Here is a 15408-nt window from a genome sequence, read left to right as displayed (position 1 = left end):
AACCGGTCAGGCTGTGATCCAGCCGGCGGACAGCATCACGAACAGGCCCAGGCCCAGCACGATGCGGTACCAGACGAACGGCATGTAGGAGTTGGTGGTGATGAAGCGCATGAGCCAGGCGATCACCAGGTAGCCCACCACGAACGCGATCACGGTGGCCAGCAGGGTCTCACCCATGCCGTAGGGGCCCTGCTGGCCGGGCTCGGCGACCACCTGGGCGAGCTTGTAGAAGCCGGAGGCGAACACGGCCGGGACGGCCAGGAGGAAGGCGTAGCGGGCGGCTGCCTTGCGGGTGTAGCCCATGGCCAGGCCCGCGGTGATGGTGCCGCCGGAGCGGGAGACGCCCGGGATCAGGGCGAGGGCCTGGGCGAAGCCGTAGAGGATGCCGTCGCGCACCGTGAGCTGGTCGAGGGTCTTGCGCTGACGTCCGAGGCGGTCGGCCAGGGCCAGGAGGATGCCGAAGCCGATGAGCATCGAGGCGGTGATCCACAGGGAGCGGAACTCGGTGTCGATCCAGTCCTGCAGCAGGATGCCCAGCACGCCGATCGGGAGCGAGCCGAGGATGATCAGCCAGCCCATGCGGGCGTCCGGGTCAGAGGCGGGCACGCGGCCGGCCAGGGAGCCGGCCCAGCGGGCGATGATGCGGGTGATGTCCCGCCAGAAGTAGATCAGCACGGCCAGCTCGGTGCCGATCTGGGTGATCGCCGTGACGGCGGCGCCCGGATCGGCGCCGGAGGGCAGGAACTCCCCCACGATGCGGATGTGCGCCGAGGAGGAGATGGGGAGGAACTCGGTCAGGCCCTGCACGAGCCCGAGGATGATTGCTTCGATCCAGGTCACGGAGCGTCACTGTACGTCATGGCGCCAGCTCCTCCTCTGCGCCATGACGACGGTCACAGGTCAGTCTTCGTCGTCGTCCTCGTCGTCGAAGAGGTCTAGGGGGGTGACCTCCTCCGTCTCGGCGTAGAGGGCGTCCTCGTAGTGCTCGAAGGCGTCCGCGACGGCGAAGAACGCGGCCTCCACGGCCGGGTCGTCCTCACCCCGCTTGTTCTGGGCGGCGACGAGGTGTTCGTTCAGGGCGGTGGTGAGGGCCTCGAGGGCCACGCGGGCGTCAGAGCTCATGGCGTCACGGTAGCCCGCCTCCGGCGTCCGGGCCAGGGGTACCGGGCGCGGCGCGCCTGCGGCTCTGCCAGGATGGGCACATGCGTGAGCAGCTGATGTCCTCGACCCTCGACGCCGCCGCCCGCGGTCAGAAGTGGGAGTACCTGGTGATCACGACCGGCCCCGACCAGGCCCTGGCGGAGGTCCGACGCCGCCTGGCCGAGCACGCCGAGTACGGGCGGTGGGAACTCCAGCGCACCGTGCACTACCGCGGTGGCGCCCGCCGCTACTGGATGCGCCGCCGCGTGATGCGCGTGGCCTCCACCCTCACCGCCGTCTGAGCCCGCCGGCCCGACCGGGCCCGGGGGCCGCCGCGTCCGGCCGGACTCATCGGGGCTCGAGCATGCGCTCGAGCACCCGGCAGCCGAAGCGCAGCGCCTCGACCGGGACTCGTTCGTCGATCCCGTGGAACAGGGCGGTGAACGGCAGGTCGGGCGGCAGCTGCAGCGGGCTGAAGCCGTAGCCGGTGATGCCCAGCCGGGACAAGGCCTTGTTGTCCGTGCCGCCGCCGAGCATAAACGGCAGCACGTGGGCACCCGGGTCCTCGGCACCGAGGGCGTCCACCATCAGCTCCACCAGGTCCCCGGAGAACGGGACCTCCAGGCCGACGTCCCTGTGCTCAGGGCTGATCCGCACGCCAGGGCCGGCGAGCTCGCCGAGGACGCTCAGCGCCTCCTCCTCGTGGCCGGGCACCAGACGGGCGTCCACCGTGGCGGTGGCGCCCGAGGGGATCACATTGTGCTTGTAGCCGGCGCGCAGCCCGGTGGGGTTGGCGGTGGTATGCAGGGTCCCGGCCACCCAGGTGCCGGCATGCCCCAGGGCGGTCAGCTGGGGGGTGGGGTCGGCCTCGTCGAACTCCGTCCCGGTGATCTCGGCGACCTGCTCGAGCAGGTGGCGGGTCGTGGCGGTGTAGGTGAGTGGCCAGGTGTGCCGGCCGATGCGGTCCACGGCGCCGGCCAGGCGGGTCACGGCGTTGTCCTCATGGGGTGCGGAGCCGTGTCCCGGGGTGCCGGAGGTCGCCAGGTTGAGCCAGGCCAGTCCCTTCTCGGCGGTCTGCACGAGGTAGGCGCGGGTGCCGCCGACCTCCGTGGAGAACCCGCCGACCTCGCTGACGGCCTCGGTGCAGCCAGCGAAGACCTCCGGGTGGTGGTCCACGATCCAGTGGGCTCCGTAGACACCGCCGGCCTCCTCGTCTGCGAAGAGCGCCACGGTGAGCGGGCGGCGGGGACGGCGCCCGGTGCGGGCCAGGTGGACGAGGGTGGAGAGCACCATGGCGTCCATGCCCTTCATGTCCACCGCGCCACGGCCCCAGACCATGCCGTCCTTGAGTTCGGCGCCGAAGGGGTCCACGGACCACTCCTCGGCCTCGGCGGGCACCACGTCCGTGTGGCCGTGCACCACCAGGCCCGGGGCGTCCGGGTCCCAGCCGGGCAGATGCCCGACGACGGACACGCGCCCGGGCGCGGACTCGAACAGCCGCGGGGCCATGCCGGCCCGGCGCATCCAGGCCGCGCAGTACTCGGCGGCCTCGGGCTCGCCCACCGAGACGTTCCCGCCCCGGTTGGTGGTGTCGATGCGGATGAGCTCGCGGCAGATCTGCAGGACATCGGCGGCGGGGCCGGGCGTCGGGGTGCCGACCGCGGGATCGGAAGGGGCGGCGGGATGCTCGGACATGCGCCGAGCCTATCGGTCGCCCGGGTTTTGTACTCGGGCCGCTGGCGTGCTACTGTTCTCGAGTTGCCTGCGACGGGCACCGGGAAACCGGGCCCGACACGGCATCGGGATCCGCCTGATTCAGGTGGGGTCACGATGAGCGCGAGTGGCGGAATTGGTAGACGCGCAGCGTTGAGGTCGCTGTGCCCGATAAGGGCGTGGGGGTTCAAGTCCCCCCTCGCGCACTGCTCATCAGATGAAGGGCCCCGGTGAAGACCGGGGCCCTTCGTCATTCTCGGGACCTGCCCCGAGGGGATGCCGTCACATTCACGCCGTCACGTCGAGGTCCGGATCGATTAGGTAAGGTAAGCCTTACCTAATCACTACGATGCTGCAGAGAGGCAGGCACATATGAGGATGCGCACACGATGGACGGCCGCCGTCGCGGCCCTGGCGGTCGCCGCGGGCATGACCGGTTGCTCCCCCACGGACGGCCCCTCCCAGGAGGACAGGCCCGTCGTGCTCACCACCTTCCCCGTCCTGAAGGACATCGCCCAGAACGTGGCCGGCGACCACCTGGAGGTCGAGTCCATCACCAAGCCCGGGGCCGAGATCCACGGGTACGAGCCCACCCCCGGCGACATCCGCACCGCCGCCGAGGCCGAGCTGATCCTGGACAACGGCCTCAACCTCGAGGTCTGGTTCGAGCAGTTCGTGCAGAGCGCCAACACCCCCCACGTCGTCGTCTCGGAGAAGGTCACCCCCATCGACATCACCGAGGACGCCTACGCCGGCAAGCCCAACCCCCACGCCTGGATGAGCCCGCAGAACGTGGCCCTCTACGTGGACTCCATGGTGGCGGCCTTCTCCGACCTCGACCCCGAGCACGCCGCCGACTTCGAGGCCAACGGCCGCGCCTACAAGGAGCAGCTCCAGCAGGTCCGCACCGATCTGCTCGAGGCCCTGTCCGCCGTGCCGGAGAACCAGCGGGCCCTCGTGACCTGCGAGGGTGCCTTCTCCTACCTGGCCCGCGACGCCGGCCTGCGGGAGAAGTACATCTGGCCGGTCAACGCCGAGCAGCAGGCCACTCCGCAGCAGGTGGCCGACACCATCGAGTTCGTCCGCGAGCACCACGTGCCCGCCGTGTTCTGCGAGTCCACGGTCTCGGACGGGCCCATGCGCCGCGTGGTGGATGCCACGGACGCCGAGTTCGGAGGGATCCTCTACGTGGACTCCCTCTCCGAGGCCGACGGTCCGGTGCCCACCTATCTGGACCTGATCCGGCACGACGCCGACCTGATCGTCGCCGGTCTCACCCGGGACTCCTGATGACGCCGGCCATCGAGGTCGAGCACCTGAGCGTGCGCTACGGCCCGCTCACCGCACTCGACGGGGTGAGCCTGCAGGTGCCCGAGGGTCGGGTGACCGGACTGGTCGGCATGAACGGCTCCGGCAAGTCGACCCTGTTCAAGGCGATCATGGGCCTGGTGCCCGCCTCCGCGGGCACCGTGCGCATCCGCGGCACCGCCCCCGTCCGGGCCCGCCGGGCCGGGCTGCTCGGGTACGTGCCCCAGAGTGAGGCGGTGGACTGGGCCTTCCCGGTCAGCATCCACGACGTGGTGATGATGGGACGCTACGGGAGCATGGGTCCGACCCGCCGCCCCGGTCCGGCGGACCGCGCCGCCGTCGCCGAGGCCCTGGAGCGGGTCGAGCTGGACCACTGCGCGGACCGCCAGATCGGCCGCCTGTCCGGCGGGCAGCGCAAGCGGGCCTTCCTGGCCCGGGCCCTGGCCCAGCAGGCACGGATCCTCGTGCTGGACGAGCCTTTCGCCGGTGTGGACAAGCGCTCCGAGGCGACCATCGTCCGCCTGCTGCGCGAGCTCGCCGACGACGGCGGCACGGTGCTGGTCTCCACCCACGACCTCGCCGCCCTGCCCCAGCTGGCGGACGAGGCCGTCCTGCTCCTGCGCCGCGTGCTGTTCCAGGGCCCGGTAGACGAGGCCCTGACCCCGGAGAACCTCGCCCGGGCCTTCGGCCTGGACGTGCTCGGAGAGGAGTCCCGCGCATGAGCGCCCTGGACTGGCTCCTGATCCCCCTGCAGTACGACTTCATGGTGCGGGCCCTGGCCACGGCCGTGATCGCCGCCGTGGTGTGCGCGCTGCTGTCCTGCTGGCTCGTGCTGATCGGCTGGTCGCTGCTGGGCGACGCGGTCTCCCATGCCGTGCTGCCCGGCGTCGTGCTGGCCTACATCCTGGGACTGCCGTTCGCGGCGGGCGCCCTCGTGTTCGGCGGGCTCGCCGTCGCCCTCATCGGTCTGGTGCGAGGCACCAGCCGTGTGAAGGAGGACGCGGCCATCGGCATCGTGTTCACCACCCTGTTCGCCCTGGGGCTGGTGCTGATCTCCGTGACGCCCAGCCAGACCGACCTCAACCACATCATCTTCGGGAACATCCTGGGCGTGTCCGGGCCGGAGCTGGTCCAGGTGGCGGTGCTCGGGGCCGTGGTGGTGCTGCTCGTGGCGTTCAAGCGTCGGGACCTGGTGCTTTACGCCTTCGACCCCACCCACGCCTTCGCGCTCGGGCTCTCCCCGCGCAGACTCGGCGCGCTGCTGCTGGGCCTGCTCGCGGTGACGGCCGTGGTGGCGCTGCAGGTGGTGGGTGTGATCCTCGTGGTGGCCATGCTCGTGATCCCCGGCTCCACCGCCTACCTGCTGACCGACAGGTTCAACCGGATGCTCGTGATCGCCCCGGTGATCTCGGCCGTCTGCGCGGTGGCGGGCCTCTACATCAGCTACTGGGCGGACGCCTCCCCCGGCGGGCTCGTGGTCCTCTCCCAGGGGGCCGTGTTCGTGCTGGCCTACCTGTTCGGCCCCCGGCACGGGGTCCTGGCCCGGGCTCGGGCCGCACGCAGGGCACCGGAGCCGGTGGCCCGGCCGGACCTCTAGAGTGGTGGGAGGGCCGGGACCTCTCCCGGCCCTCCCCCACCGCCGACCCGGAGGATCCATGGCCGACGATGCCCGCACGCTCCTGCGCCGACTCGCCCGCGCCCACGGCGTCCAGTGGCGCTACACCGGGCAGGATGGCTCCGAGCAGACGGTCCCGGACGAGGCCCTCGTGCAGGTCCTCGCCGCCCTCGGCGTGCAGGTGCGTCCGGACGGCGTCGCCGCGCTGACCGAGGCCCTGGACGACGCCGACACCGCCCCCTGGCGGGACGTGCTCCCCCCGACGGTGGCCGTGCGGGAGGGCCACCGTCTCTCCGTGCCCGCGCACGTGGCCGCCGCCCGCTCCGGGCTCAGCGCCCGCGTGGTGGCCGAGGACGGCACGGTCGTTCCCGTGGAGGTGACCGCCCCCATCGGGGACGAGCGCCGTGTGGACGGTGTCGACCGGGTGCGGGTGCACCTGGAGGTCCCCGCCGGCCTGCCCCAGGGCTGGCACCGGCTCGAGCTGGACGCCGAGGACGGCCACCACGCCGAGTCCGTGCTGGTGTGCGCCCCCGAACGCCTCACGACGGCGGCCCCCTTCCTCGCCCGGCGCGGCTGGGGGGTGGCCGCCCAGGGCTATTCGGTGACCTCGACGGACTCCTGGGGCATCGGGGACCTGCACGATGCCGCCGAGGTGGGCCTGGCCGCCCGAGCCCACGGGGCGGACTTCCTGCTGCTGCACCCGCTGCATGCGGTGGAGCCCGGCCCGCACCCGGCCGACTCCCCGTACTCCCCCGTGACCCGCCGGTTCCTCTCGGCACTCGCCGTGCGCGTCACGGACATCCCCGAGTTCTCCCAGCTGCCGACCGAAGACCAGGAGCGCCTGCGCCGGGCCGGGGCGCAGGTCCAGGCCCGGCTGGAGGAGACCGGCCGGATCGATCGCACCGCCGTGGCCGAGGTGCTCTGGCCGGCCCTGCGGGCCGTGCATGCCGTGCCCCGCTGCCCCGAGCGGGAGGCCGCCTATGCGCGCTTCCGCGACCGCATGGGCCCGGGCCTGGACGACTTCGCCCTGTGGTCCGCCGTGCGGGTGGTGACCGGCACGGCCGGCCCGGACCTGCAGGACCCGGCCTGGGCCCCGGGTGGCGAGGCGGCCGCCCGGTTCCGCACCGACCACGCCCAGGAGGTGGACCTGCACCGCTGGGTGCAGTGGATCGCCGACGAGCAGCTGGCCGCCGCGCAGGGCCGCCTGAGAGAGGCGGGCATGCGCATGGGTGTGATGGTGGACCTGGCCGTCGGCGCCACCCGCTGCTCCGCCGACGCCTGGATGCTCGGCGACGTGCTCGTGCCCTCGATGTCCGTGGGCGCCCCGCCGGAGACCTTCAACCAGCTCGGGCAGGACTGGTCCCAGCACCCCTGGCACCCCCGCCGCCTCGCCGAGACCGGCTACGCCGCGTTCCGGGACATGTTGCGCAGCGTGCTGGCCCATGCCGGCGGCATCCGCATGGACCATGTGCTCGGCCTGTTCCGCCTCTGGTGGGTGCCCGAGGGCTCCGGCCCGACGCACGGGGCGTACGTGGAGTACGACCATGAGGCGATGCTCGCGGTGCTCACCCTCGAGGCCGAGCGGGCCGGCGCCGTCGTGATCGGCGAGGACCTGGGCACCTTCGAACCGTGGGTGCAGCGCCGCCTGGCCGAGGCCGGGGTGCTGGGCACCTCCATCCTCTGGTTCGAGCAGGCCGAGGGCGTCCCCACCCCGCCGGAGCGGTACCGGCGGCTGTGCATGGCCGCCGTCAACACCCACGACCTCCCCCCCACTGCCGGGTACCTCGAGGGCGTGCACCTGGACCTGCGCGAACGCCTCGGCCTGTTCACCGGGGACGTGGCCACCGAGCGCCGCCGCAGCGCCGAGGAGGTCCGCGCCTACCTGGACGCTGCCCGGGAGCGCGGCCTGCTCGAGGGCCCGGCCCCGGACGGGGCGGACGACCGGGACGCTGCCGACGTCCAGACCCGGGTGACCGCCCTGCACCGCCTGCTGTCCCAGGCGCCCTCCGCCCTGCACTGCGTGGCCCTCGTGGACGCCGTCGGGGAGCGGCGCATCCAGAACCAGCCCGGCACCCTGCAGGAGCAGTACCCCAACTGGACCGTCCCCCTGGCCGACGGCGCCGGCCGGCTGATCCACACCGAGGACCTGCCCGGCCTGGACTCCGCGGCCCGCCTGTTCGACGCCGTCGAGCAGGAGCTGCGGACGAGCGTGCCGGTGGGCATCGCCGTCGCCTTCCACACCTCCCCCCTGGCCCAGCCCGGGGGCGGGGACGCCGGCGGCATGAACGTGTATGTCCGCCAGGCCGCCCTCGCCCTCGCGCAGCAGGGCGTGCGGATGATCCTGCTGACCCGCGCCACCGAGCCCCTCGACGGGGAACCCCTCGACGACGGCTCCGCCGGGGCCCGCGTAACCGCCCTGCTCGCCGGCGGGGACGCCCCGGACGTCGTCGTCGTGGAGCTGCCTGCCGGCCCGGCCGCCCCCGTGGACAAGGCCGAGCTGCCCGAGCACACCGAGGCGTTCACCCAGGCCGCCCTGGCCTGGCTGCGCGCTCAGGAGCGCACCGGTGCCCTGCCCCCCGGGCAGGTGCGCTTCGTCCACGGCCACTACTGGCTCTCGGCCCCCACCGCCCACGCCGTCGCCCGGGAGCTGGCGGCCCCGCACGTGCAGACCATGCACACCACCGCCGCCGTGAAGATGCGCCAGGACGCAGGCCACCACGAGCCCGCCGAACGGGTCCGCGCCGAGCGGCGCGTGGCCGAGCAGGCCGACCTGCTCGTGGTCAACTCCCCCGCCGAGGCCGCCGAGCTGCGGGAGGTGCTCGACGCCGACCGCCGCCGCGTGCGTGTGCTCGCCCCCGGCGTGGACACCGCCGTGTTCACCCCGGACGGCCCCGTCTCCTGGCCGGGCGCCCAGGAGGCCCCCCTGAAGATGGTCTTCGCCGGGCGCATCCAGTCCCACAAGGGCCCGCAGCTGCTCGTCGAGGCCCTCGGACTCCTGCGCCGCCCCGCCCCCGGGCAGGTGCACCTGCACGTGGTCGGCGCCCCCTCCGGCGACGGCGGCCCGGACCTGGCCGCGCTCGCGGCCGAGCACGGCGTGGCCGAGCAGGTCACCTTCTCACCGCCGCTGGGCCCGGAGGAGCTGGCCGCCGTGTTCCGTGCGGCAGACCTGGTGGCCATGCCCAGCGCCTCGGAGACCTACGGGCTCGTGGCCCTGGAGGCCCAGGCCTGCGGCACCCCCGTGCTCGCGCACCGGGTGGGCGGACTCGTGCACGCCGTGCAGGACGGCGTCTCCGGCCGCCTCGTACACCCGAACACCGCCGAGGCCTGGGCGCGGGCCCTGGCCGGGGTGCTCGCCGACCGCGCCGCCTGGGACGCCCTGGCCCCGGCCGCCGTCCGGCACGCCCGCGCCCACACTTGGCAGCGGTGGGCCGAGGGGCTGCTGGAGGCGGTGGGCCGGATGCCCGCCGCCCCGATCAACGCACCCGGCGGGGCAGGGGACGGCTCGGCCCGGTGAGCGTCCGGCGGTGCCGGTGACGGGGACTGGGCCGAGCTGTGCCTGATACGCTCCGACCTGTGAATCCAGTCACAGACGCCAGGACAGTGCGGGACGGCCGCTCCACCCGATGGGACCGCCACCGGCAGGAGCGCCGCCGACTGCTCGTGCGTGCCGCACGGGACGCCGTCCACGACCTCGGCCCTGCCGCCTCCATGGACGAGATCGCCGCCCACGCACGCACCTCCAAGTCCGTGTTCTACCGCTACTTCGGGGACCGGGCCGGCCTTCAGCGAGCCGTGGCGCAGCGGGCCACCGCCCACCTGGAACGGCGTCTGCTCGAAGCAGCCGACGCCGGCGACGGCGGCCCCGAGTCCCTGCGCAGGATGGTCGCCGCCTGCCTCACGGTGGCCGCGGCCTCCCCGCACGTCTACGCGTTCGCGGTGGACCGCGAGGACACCGCCAGCGGGTCCGGCGGCCCCGTGCTCACGCCCTTCTTCGAGCGCGTGGCCCTGCTGCTCGAGGACGGCCTCACCCGCGCCCTCGCCGGCGCCGGGCCTACCCTGCACTCCCCGGCCGTGCTGCACCTGTGGCCCCGCGCCGCCGTCGGGATGGTGCGCTCGGCTGTGGAGGCCTGGCTGGCGGCCCCGGAGGACGAGCGCCCGGACGTGGACACCACCGCCGCGGCCCTGGCCGACTGGCTGCTGCACGGCGTGGCCCCCGGCCACCGCAGCGATGATCCGGGGGCGCGCCGGGCCGGCACAGCTCAGCGCTGAACGGCGCGGTAGACCTCGAGCGTGCGCTCGGCGATGGTCTCCCAGGAGAAGTGCTCAATGGCCCGCTCGCGCCCGGCTTCCCCCATCCGGCGGGCCAGCTCCGGGTCCTCGAGCACACGGAGGAGGGCATCGGCCAGATCTGCGGCGAAGGCGTCCTCGTCCACGGGGGTGCCGGTGCCGTCCTCAGCCTGGTCCACCGGCACAAGCAGGCCGGTGACGCCGTCGTCCACAACCTCGGGGATCCCGCCCACCGCCGAGGCGACGACCGCGGTGCCGCAGGCCATGGCCTCGAGGTTGACGATGCCCAGCGGCTCGTACACGGACGGGCAGGCGAACACGGTGGCCGCCGAGAGGATCTCCATGACCTCCTGGCGCGGGAGCATCCCCTCGACCACCACGACGCCGTCCCGCTCAGCGCGCAGACGCTCGATCAGCCCGTTGACCTCGGCGGCCAGCTCGGGAGTGTCCGGCGCGCCAACGCACAGCACCAACTGGACCTCGGCGGGCAGGCGCAGGGCGGCGCGCAGCAGGTGCGGCACGCCCTTCTGACGGGTGATGCGCCCGACGAACGCCACGGAGGGGCGGGCCGGGTCGATGCCGTGCTTCTCAAGGGCCCCGGTGCCGGTCTGCGGGGTCCACAGCTGCGTGTCGATGCCGTTGTGCACCGTGTGGACCTTCTGCGGGTCCACGTCCGGGTAGACGCGAAGGATGTCCCGGCGCATGCCCTCGGACACCGCGATCACCGCGTCCGCGGCGCGGTAGGCGGTGGCCTCGGCCCAGCTGGACAGCGCATAGCCGCCGCCGAGCTGCTCGGCCTTCCACGGGCGCAGCGGCTCGAGGGAGTGGGCCGAGAGCACGTGCGGTACCCCGTGCAGCAGGCCGCCGAGGTGGCCGGCCATGTTGGCGTACCAGGTGTGGGAGTGGATCACCTCGGCACCCTCGAGCGCCCCCAGGATCTCCAGGTCCGTGGCGAGGGTGCGCACGGCGCCGTTGGCCTCGGCGAAGCCGGCCGGCTCCTCGTAGGTCAGCACCTGCGCCCCGTGGAAGTCGGGGTCGCGGGGGGCGCCGAAGGCGTGCACCCGCACGTCCGCGCGGGGGGCCAGCACCCGGGTCAGCTCGGCCACGTGGACGCCGGCGCCGCCATAGACGGCCGGGGGGAACTCTTTGGTCACGATGTCGATGCGCACGCCGTCCAACCTAGTCGAGCGCACGCACGGGCCGATAGTCTGGCCGGGCGCGCCACCGTCGGACGCAGTGGACCGTGCCGCGCACCGCCGATCGAGGTCAACAGGGAAAGTGGTGCCCCATGGTCCAGAAGAAGGTTCTCTCCGTCGTGCTGGCAGGCGGTGAGGGCAAACGCCTGATGCCCCTCACAGCCGACCGTGCCAAGCCAGCCGTGCCCTTCGGCGGCACCTACCGACTGATCGACTTCGCACTCTCGAACCTGGTGAACTCCCGCTACCGGGAGATCGTGGTGCTCACCCAGTACAAGTCGCATTCCCTGGACCGGCACATCTCCGAGACGTGGCGCATGTCCACCATGCTGAACAACTACGTGGCCACCGTGCCGGCGCAGCAGCGCCGCGGCAAGGAGTGGTTCACCGGCTCGGCCAACGCGATCTTCCAGTCCATGAACCTGATCTCGGATGCCCGGCCGGACATCGTCGTGGTGATCGGGGCCGACCACGTCTACCACATGGACTTCCAGCAGATGGTGGACCAGCACGTCGCCTCGGGCGCGAAGGCCACGGTGGCGGCGGTGCGCCAGCCGCTGGAGCTGGCCTCCTCCTTCGGCGTGATCGAGACGGACCCGCAGGATCCGTCCCGGATCACCGCATTCGTGGAGAAGCCCGAGACCACCGCCGGCCTCGCGGAGGACCCCACCCAGTTCCTGGCCTCCATGGGCAACTACGTGTTCGACACCGACGCCCTCGTGGAGGCGCTCAACGCGGACGACCGCAATGACGGGTCGAACCACGACATGGGCGGAGACATCATCCCGATGTTCGTGGAGCGCGGCCAGGCCGGCGTCTACGACTTCACCACCAACCAGATTCCCGGCGGCACCCCCGGCAAGCACTACTGGCGGGACGTCGGCACCCTGGACTCCTACTACGACGCCCACATGGACCTGGTGGGCCCGTGGCCGGAGTTCAACCTCTACAACCGCAACTGGCCCACCTACACCCGCCAGTCGGTCTCCCCGCCGGCCAAGCTGGTGCGCTCGGCCTCCCGCCGCCCTGGCGCGGCCACGGACTCGATCCTCGCCCAGGGCGTGGTGGTCTCCGGCGGCACAGTGGCGCAGTCGGTGCTCGGCACGGACGTGCGCGTGCAGAACGAGGCCTGGGTGGAGCAGTCCGTGCTCATGGACAACGTGGTGATCGGCGAGGGCGCCCAGGTGCGCAACGCGATCCTCGACAAGAACGTGGTGGTCCCGGCCGGCGCGCACATCGGCTTCGACAGGGCCGAGGATGAGGCCAACGGCTACACCGTCACCGAGTCCGGGCTCACCGTGCTCTCCAAGGGCCAGGCTGTCCCCCTCCGGCCCTGACGCACGGCGGTGGCCCGGGTACCCTGGCGCACGGACCGGGCGTGAGCACCCTCACGTGTGATGGGATGGGAGGCATGTCCGAGACCACCGCCGCCCCCGCCCCCCTCGACGACGCCACCCTCACCCGGGACGAGGCCCGCGCCCGCGCCGCGGCCGTCCGCGTCACCGCGCAGCAGGTGCACGTGGACCTCACCGGCGTCACCGACGACGACGGCGCCACCACCTTCGCCGTGTCCTCGCACCTGACCCTCCAGGTCAGTGAGGACCCGCCCACGCTGCGCGTGGACTTCCTCAACGAGGAGGTGACCGCCGTCGTCGTGGACGGACGCGCACTGGACCCCGCGCAGGTGGCCGGGCGCGCCCGCGTGGCCGTGCCGGACCTCACCGCCGGTGACCACGAGGTGCGCATCGAGGGCCGGGCCGCATACTCCCGCTCCGGTGAGGGGCTGCACCGATTCGTGGACCCCACCGACGGGGCCGTGTACCTGTACACCCAGTACGAGCCGGCCGACGCCCGCCGCGTGTTCCCCGTGCTCGAGCAGCCGGACCTGAAGACGACCTTCGCGTTCTCCCTCACCGGCCCCGAGGGCTGGCACCTGCTCTCCAACCGGCCCGAGGCCTCCCGCACCCCCGCCGGAGACGGGCTCGTGCGGGTGGATTTCGAACCGACACTCCCCCAATCCGGGTACATCACCGCGCTGGCCGCCGGCCCCTACGCCGTGTGGGAGGACCGCTGGCCCGGTCACGCCGCCACCGGCGCGGACCCGGTGGACCTGCGCGTGTTCTGCCGGGCCTCGCTGGCCGAGCACATGGACGCCGAGGACGTGCTGGCCACCACCCGGCGCGGGCTCGACCTGTTCCACGAACTGTTCGGCGTGGCCTACCCGTGGGGGAAGTACGACTCCGTGTTCGTCCCCGAGTACAACCTCGGAGCCATGGAGAACCCCGGGCTGGTGACCTTCACGGAGGCGTACATCCCGGTGTCCCGGTTCACCGCCTCCGAGCGGGAGAACCGCGCGAACGTGATCCTGCACGAGATGGCCCACATGTGGTTCGGGGACCTGGTGACCATGCGCTGGTGGGACGACCTCTGGCTCAAGGAGTCCTTCGCGGAGATCATGGGCACCCTCGGGGTGGACGAGGCCACGGATTTCACGAGCGCCTGGACCACCTTCGCCTCCCGCCGCAAGGCCTGGGCCTACGTGCAGGATCAGATGCCCACTACGCATCCGATCGTCGCGGACATCCCGGACCTCGAGGCGGCCCGGCAGAACTTCGACGGCATCACCTACGCCAAGGGTGCCTCAGTGCTCAAACAGCTGATGGCCTACGCCGGCCGGGACGCGTTCCTCGATGCCTCTCGCGCGTACTTCCGCCGGCATGCCTGGGGCAACGCCGAGCTGGCGGACTTCCTGGCCGTACTCGGTGAGGCCTCCGGCCGGGACATGAGCGCCTGGGCCGACGCCTGGCTGCGCACCGCCGGGGTGCCGCGCCTGTCCGTGGAGCTCGCCGACGGGGCCGAGCCAGTGCTCGTGCAGCAGGGCATAGACCCGACCACCGGCGGGGCCGTGCTGCGCCCCCATGCCGTGCGCGTGGGCGTGTACAGCCTCGACGAGCGCGGCGTGCTGGTGCGTTCGGCACAGGTGCAGGCCGACGTCGCCGCCGGGGACGCCGGTGCCCGGACACCCCTGCCCGGGCTCACGGTGCCCGCCGGGACGCGACTGGTGCTGCCCAACGACGACGACCTCACCTACGCCGCCCTCACCCTGGACGAAGCCTCCCTCGAAGCCGTGCTCGCCCACCCCGTGGCCGATCCGCTGGCCCAGGCCACCGTGTGGGCCGCCCTGTGGGGCATGGTCCGCGACGGCGAGCTGCCCGTAGTGCGGTTCCTCGGCGCCGTGGAGGAGCTGTCCGGGAGGATCGAGCCGGTCGCGGTGCACGCCCAGGTGCTCGCCCAGGCGGCGGCCGCCGTCGGGCAGTTCGCCCGCGCCGAGGACCGCCCGGCGCTGCGGGCCCGGCTCGGTGGGCTGCTGGAGCGACAGGTGCGCGGGCTGGAGGCCGGTTCAGACCGCCAGCGTTCCGCCGCCCGGACCTGGGCCCTGCTGGCCCGCCGGGACGCCGAGCAGGCCGCCCGGGCCCGGGACGTGCTCCTGGGCGGGGAGCAGTCCGCCCCCGGCCTCGTGGCCGACGCCGAGATCCGCTGGCTCGTGCTGCAGGCCCTGGCCGCCACCGGTCAGGCGGACGCCGCCGAGCTGGACGCGGCCCTGGCCCGGGAGCGGACCGCGCAGACCCTCACCTGGCACCGCCTGGCCCTGGCCGCCCGGCCCGAGGCGGCCGTGAAGGAGCAAGCGTGGACCGCCGTCGTGCAGGGGCGCACGGCCGAGGGCGAGGTGCTCTCCAACGACGCGCTCTCCGCCGTCGCCGCCGGATTCGCGACCGGGGACCACGAGCTGGTGGGCCCGTTCGAGGAGCGCTTCTGGCCGCTGCTGGAGCAGGTGTGGGCCTCACGGTCCAACGGGCTGGCCAGCCGCGCGATCAGTGGGCTGTTCCCCGGAGCGCAGGATGCCGTGCCCGGCGGGGCGCAGGAGCAGGAGGGGCACCCCGTGCTGGCGCGGGCCCAGGCCTGGCTGAACGGGCACCGGGGCGCGCCGGCCGCGCTGCACCGCCTCGTGGTGGAGCACACCGACACGCTGCGCCGGAGCCTGCGGGTGCAGGCCGCCCAGCGCTGACCTGAGCGCTCCGGGGTGCTGTCTCGAGCGCTCCGGGGGGGGGGCGGGGGGGGCGGGATACACGACAACCCCAGCCGGCGCGC

12 protein-coding genes and 1 tRNA gene are annotated in these 15408 nt (G+C 73.1%); 9 read left to right on the top strand and 4 right to left on the bottom strand.

Going from position 1 to position 15408, the window contains the following annotated elements:
• Window positions 1-6: 6 nt before the first annotated feature.
• Window positions 7-840 carry an undecaprenyl-diphosphate phosphatase gene (locus tag SPI96_RS05865; protein ID WP_321081428.1) on the bottom strand — a complete coding sequence of 278 codons (834 nt, stop codon included), beginning with the start codon at window positions 838-840 and terminating at the stop codon, window positions 7-9.
• A 60-nt stretch (window positions 841-900) separates the two neighbouring features.
• Entirely contained in the window at window positions 901-1122 is a 222-nt protein-coding gene (locus SPI96_RS05860; protein WP_321081427.1) for a hypothetical protein, read from the bottom strand.
• 80 nt (window positions 1123-1202) lie between these two features.
• Between SPI96_RS05860 and SPI96_RS05855 the strand changes: the two genes are divergently transcribed.
• The gene (locus tag SPI96_RS05855; protein ID WP_321081426.1) at window positions 1203-1442 is read left to right on the top strand and encodes a DUF5703 family protein; all 240 of its coding nucleotides are present in this window, start codon (window positions 1203-1205) and stop codon (window positions 1440-1442) included.
• Between the two features lie 46 nt (window positions 1443-1488).
• On the opposite strand, the gene SPI96_RS05850 is transcribed toward SPI96_RS05855, so the two are convergent.
• Window positions 1489-2835 (bottom strand): M20/M25/M40 family metallo-hydrolase, encoded by a 1347-nt coding sequence (locus SPI96_RS05850; protein WP_321081425.1) that lies wholly within the window; start codon window positions 2833-2835, stop codon window positions 1489-1491.
• 139 nt (window positions 2836-2974) lie between these two features.
• On the opposite strand from SPI96_RS05850, the gene SPI96_RS05845 reads away from it, so the two are divergent.
• The 6 genes from SPI96_RS05845 (at window position 2975) to SPI96_RS05820 (ending at window position 10045) form a co-directional block, all read left to right on the top strand.
• A tRNA-Leu gene (locus tag SPI96_RS05845) sits at window positions 2975-3059 on the top strand.
• Window positions 3060-3231: 172 nt separating this feature from the next.
• Entirely contained in the window at window positions 3232-4143 is a 912-nt protein-coding gene (locus tag SPI96_RS05840; RefSeq protein ID WP_414601919.1) for a metal ABC transporter substrate-binding protein, read from the top strand.
• Window positions 4143-4883: a metal ABC transporter ATP-binding protein gene (locus tag SPI96_RS05835; RefSeq protein WP_321081424.1), complete on the top strand. Its 741-nt coding sequence runs from the start codon at window positions 4143-4145 to the stop codon at window positions 4881-4883. The genes SPI96_RS05840 and SPI96_RS05835 overlap by 1 nt, the downstream gene beginning before the upstream one ends.
• A complete protein-coding gene (locus tag SPI96_RS05830) occupies window positions 4880-5758 on the top strand; it encodes a metal ABC transporter permease (protein WP_321081423.1) in 879 nt (292 codons plus the stop codon). Before SPI96_RS05835 ends, SPI96_RS05830 begins: the two co-directional genes overlap by 4 nt.
• Window positions 5759-5816: 58 nt before the next feature.
• Complete coding sequence (gene malQ, locus SPI96_RS05825; protein WP_321081422.1) at window positions 5817-9290, top strand: 4-alpha-glucanotransferase; 3474 nt, start codon at window positions 5817-5819, stop codon at window positions 9288-9290.
• A gap of 59 nt (window positions 9291-9349) precedes the next feature.
• A complete protein-coding gene (locus SPI96_RS05820) occupies window positions 9350-10045 on the top strand; it encodes a TetR/AcrR family transcriptional regulator (protein ID WP_321081421.1) in 696 nt (231 codons plus the stop codon).
• On the opposite strand, the gene glgA is transcribed toward SPI96_RS05820, so the two are convergent.
• Window positions 10036-11232 carry a glycogen synthase gene (gene glgA / locus SPI96_RS05815; RefSeq protein WP_321081420.1) on the bottom strand — a complete coding sequence of 399 codons (1197 nt, stop codon included), beginning with the start codon at window positions 11230-11232 and terminating at the stop codon, window positions 10036-10038. The two genes, SPI96_RS05820 and glgA, sit on opposite strands and share 10 nt — an antisense overlap.
• Before the next feature lie 119 nt (window positions 11233-11351).
• On the opposite strand from glgA, the gene glgC reads away from it, so the two are divergent.
• Both glgC and pepN read left to right on the top strand, forming a co-directional pair.
• Window positions 11352-12596 (top strand): glucose-1-phosphate adenylyltransferase, encoded by a 1245-nt coding sequence (gene glgC / locus SPI96_RS05810; RefSeq protein WP_321081419.1) that lies wholly within the window; start codon window positions 11352-11354, stop codon window positions 12594-12596.
• 74 nt (window positions 12597-12670) lie between these two features.
• Window positions 12671-15325, top strand: a complete 2655-nt coding sequence (gene pepN / locus SPI96_RS05805; RefSeq protein ID WP_321081418.1) for an aminopeptidase N — start codon at window positions 12671-12673, stop codon at window positions 15323-15325.
• The last annotated feature ends 83 nt before the right edge of the window (window positions 15326-15408 follow it).

The sequence above is a fragment of the Micrococcus sp. genome (assembly GCF_034179925.1).
In the GTDB taxonomy this organism is placed as follows: domain Bacteria; phylum Actinomycetota; class Actinomycetes; order Actinomycetales; family Micrococcaceae; genus Micrococcus.
Note: the sequence above shows the minus strand (reverse complement) of the source record. Positions and strands in the feature narration are given on the sequence as shown.

Excerpts from the sequence above, each read along its gene's own strand:
- SPI96_RS05860 (WP_321081427.1), bottom strand. The coding sequence starts at position 1,122 with ATGAGCTCTGACGCCCGCGTGGCCCTCGAGGCCCTCACCACCGCCCTG.
- SPI96_RS05855 (WP_321081426.1), top strand. The coding sequence starts at position 1,203 with ATGCGTGAGCAGCTGATGTCCTCGACCCTCGACGCCGCCGCCCGCGGT.
- SPI96_RS05850 (WP_321081425.1), bottom strand. The coding sequence starts at position 2,835 with ATGTCCGAGCATCCCGCCGCCCCTTCCGATCCCGCGGTCGGCACCCCG.
- SPI96_RS05840 (WP_414601919.1), top strand. The coding sequence starts at position 3,232 with ATGCGCACACGATGGACGGCCGCCGTCGCGGCCCTGGCGGTCGCCGCG.
- SPI96_RS05835 (WP_321081424.1), top strand. The coding sequence starts at position 4,143 with ATGACGCCGGCCATCGAGGTCGAGCACCTGAGCGTGCGCTACGGCCCG.
- SPI96_RS05830 (WP_321081423.1), top strand. The coding sequence starts at position 4,880 with ATGAGCGCCCTGGACTGGCTCCTGATCCCCCTGCAGTACGACTTCATG.
- malQ (WP_321081422.1), top strand. The coding sequence starts at position 5,817 with ATGGCCGACGATGCCCGCACGCTCCTGCGCCGACTCGCCCGCGCCCAC.
- glgC (WP_321081419.1), top strand. The coding sequence starts at position 11,352 with ATGGTCCAGAAGAAGGTTCTCTCCGTCGTGCTGGCAGGCGGTGAGGGC.
- pepN (WP_321081418.1), top strand. The coding sequence starts at position 12,671 with ATGTCCGAGACCACCGCCGCCCCCGCCCCCCTCGACGACGCCACCCTC.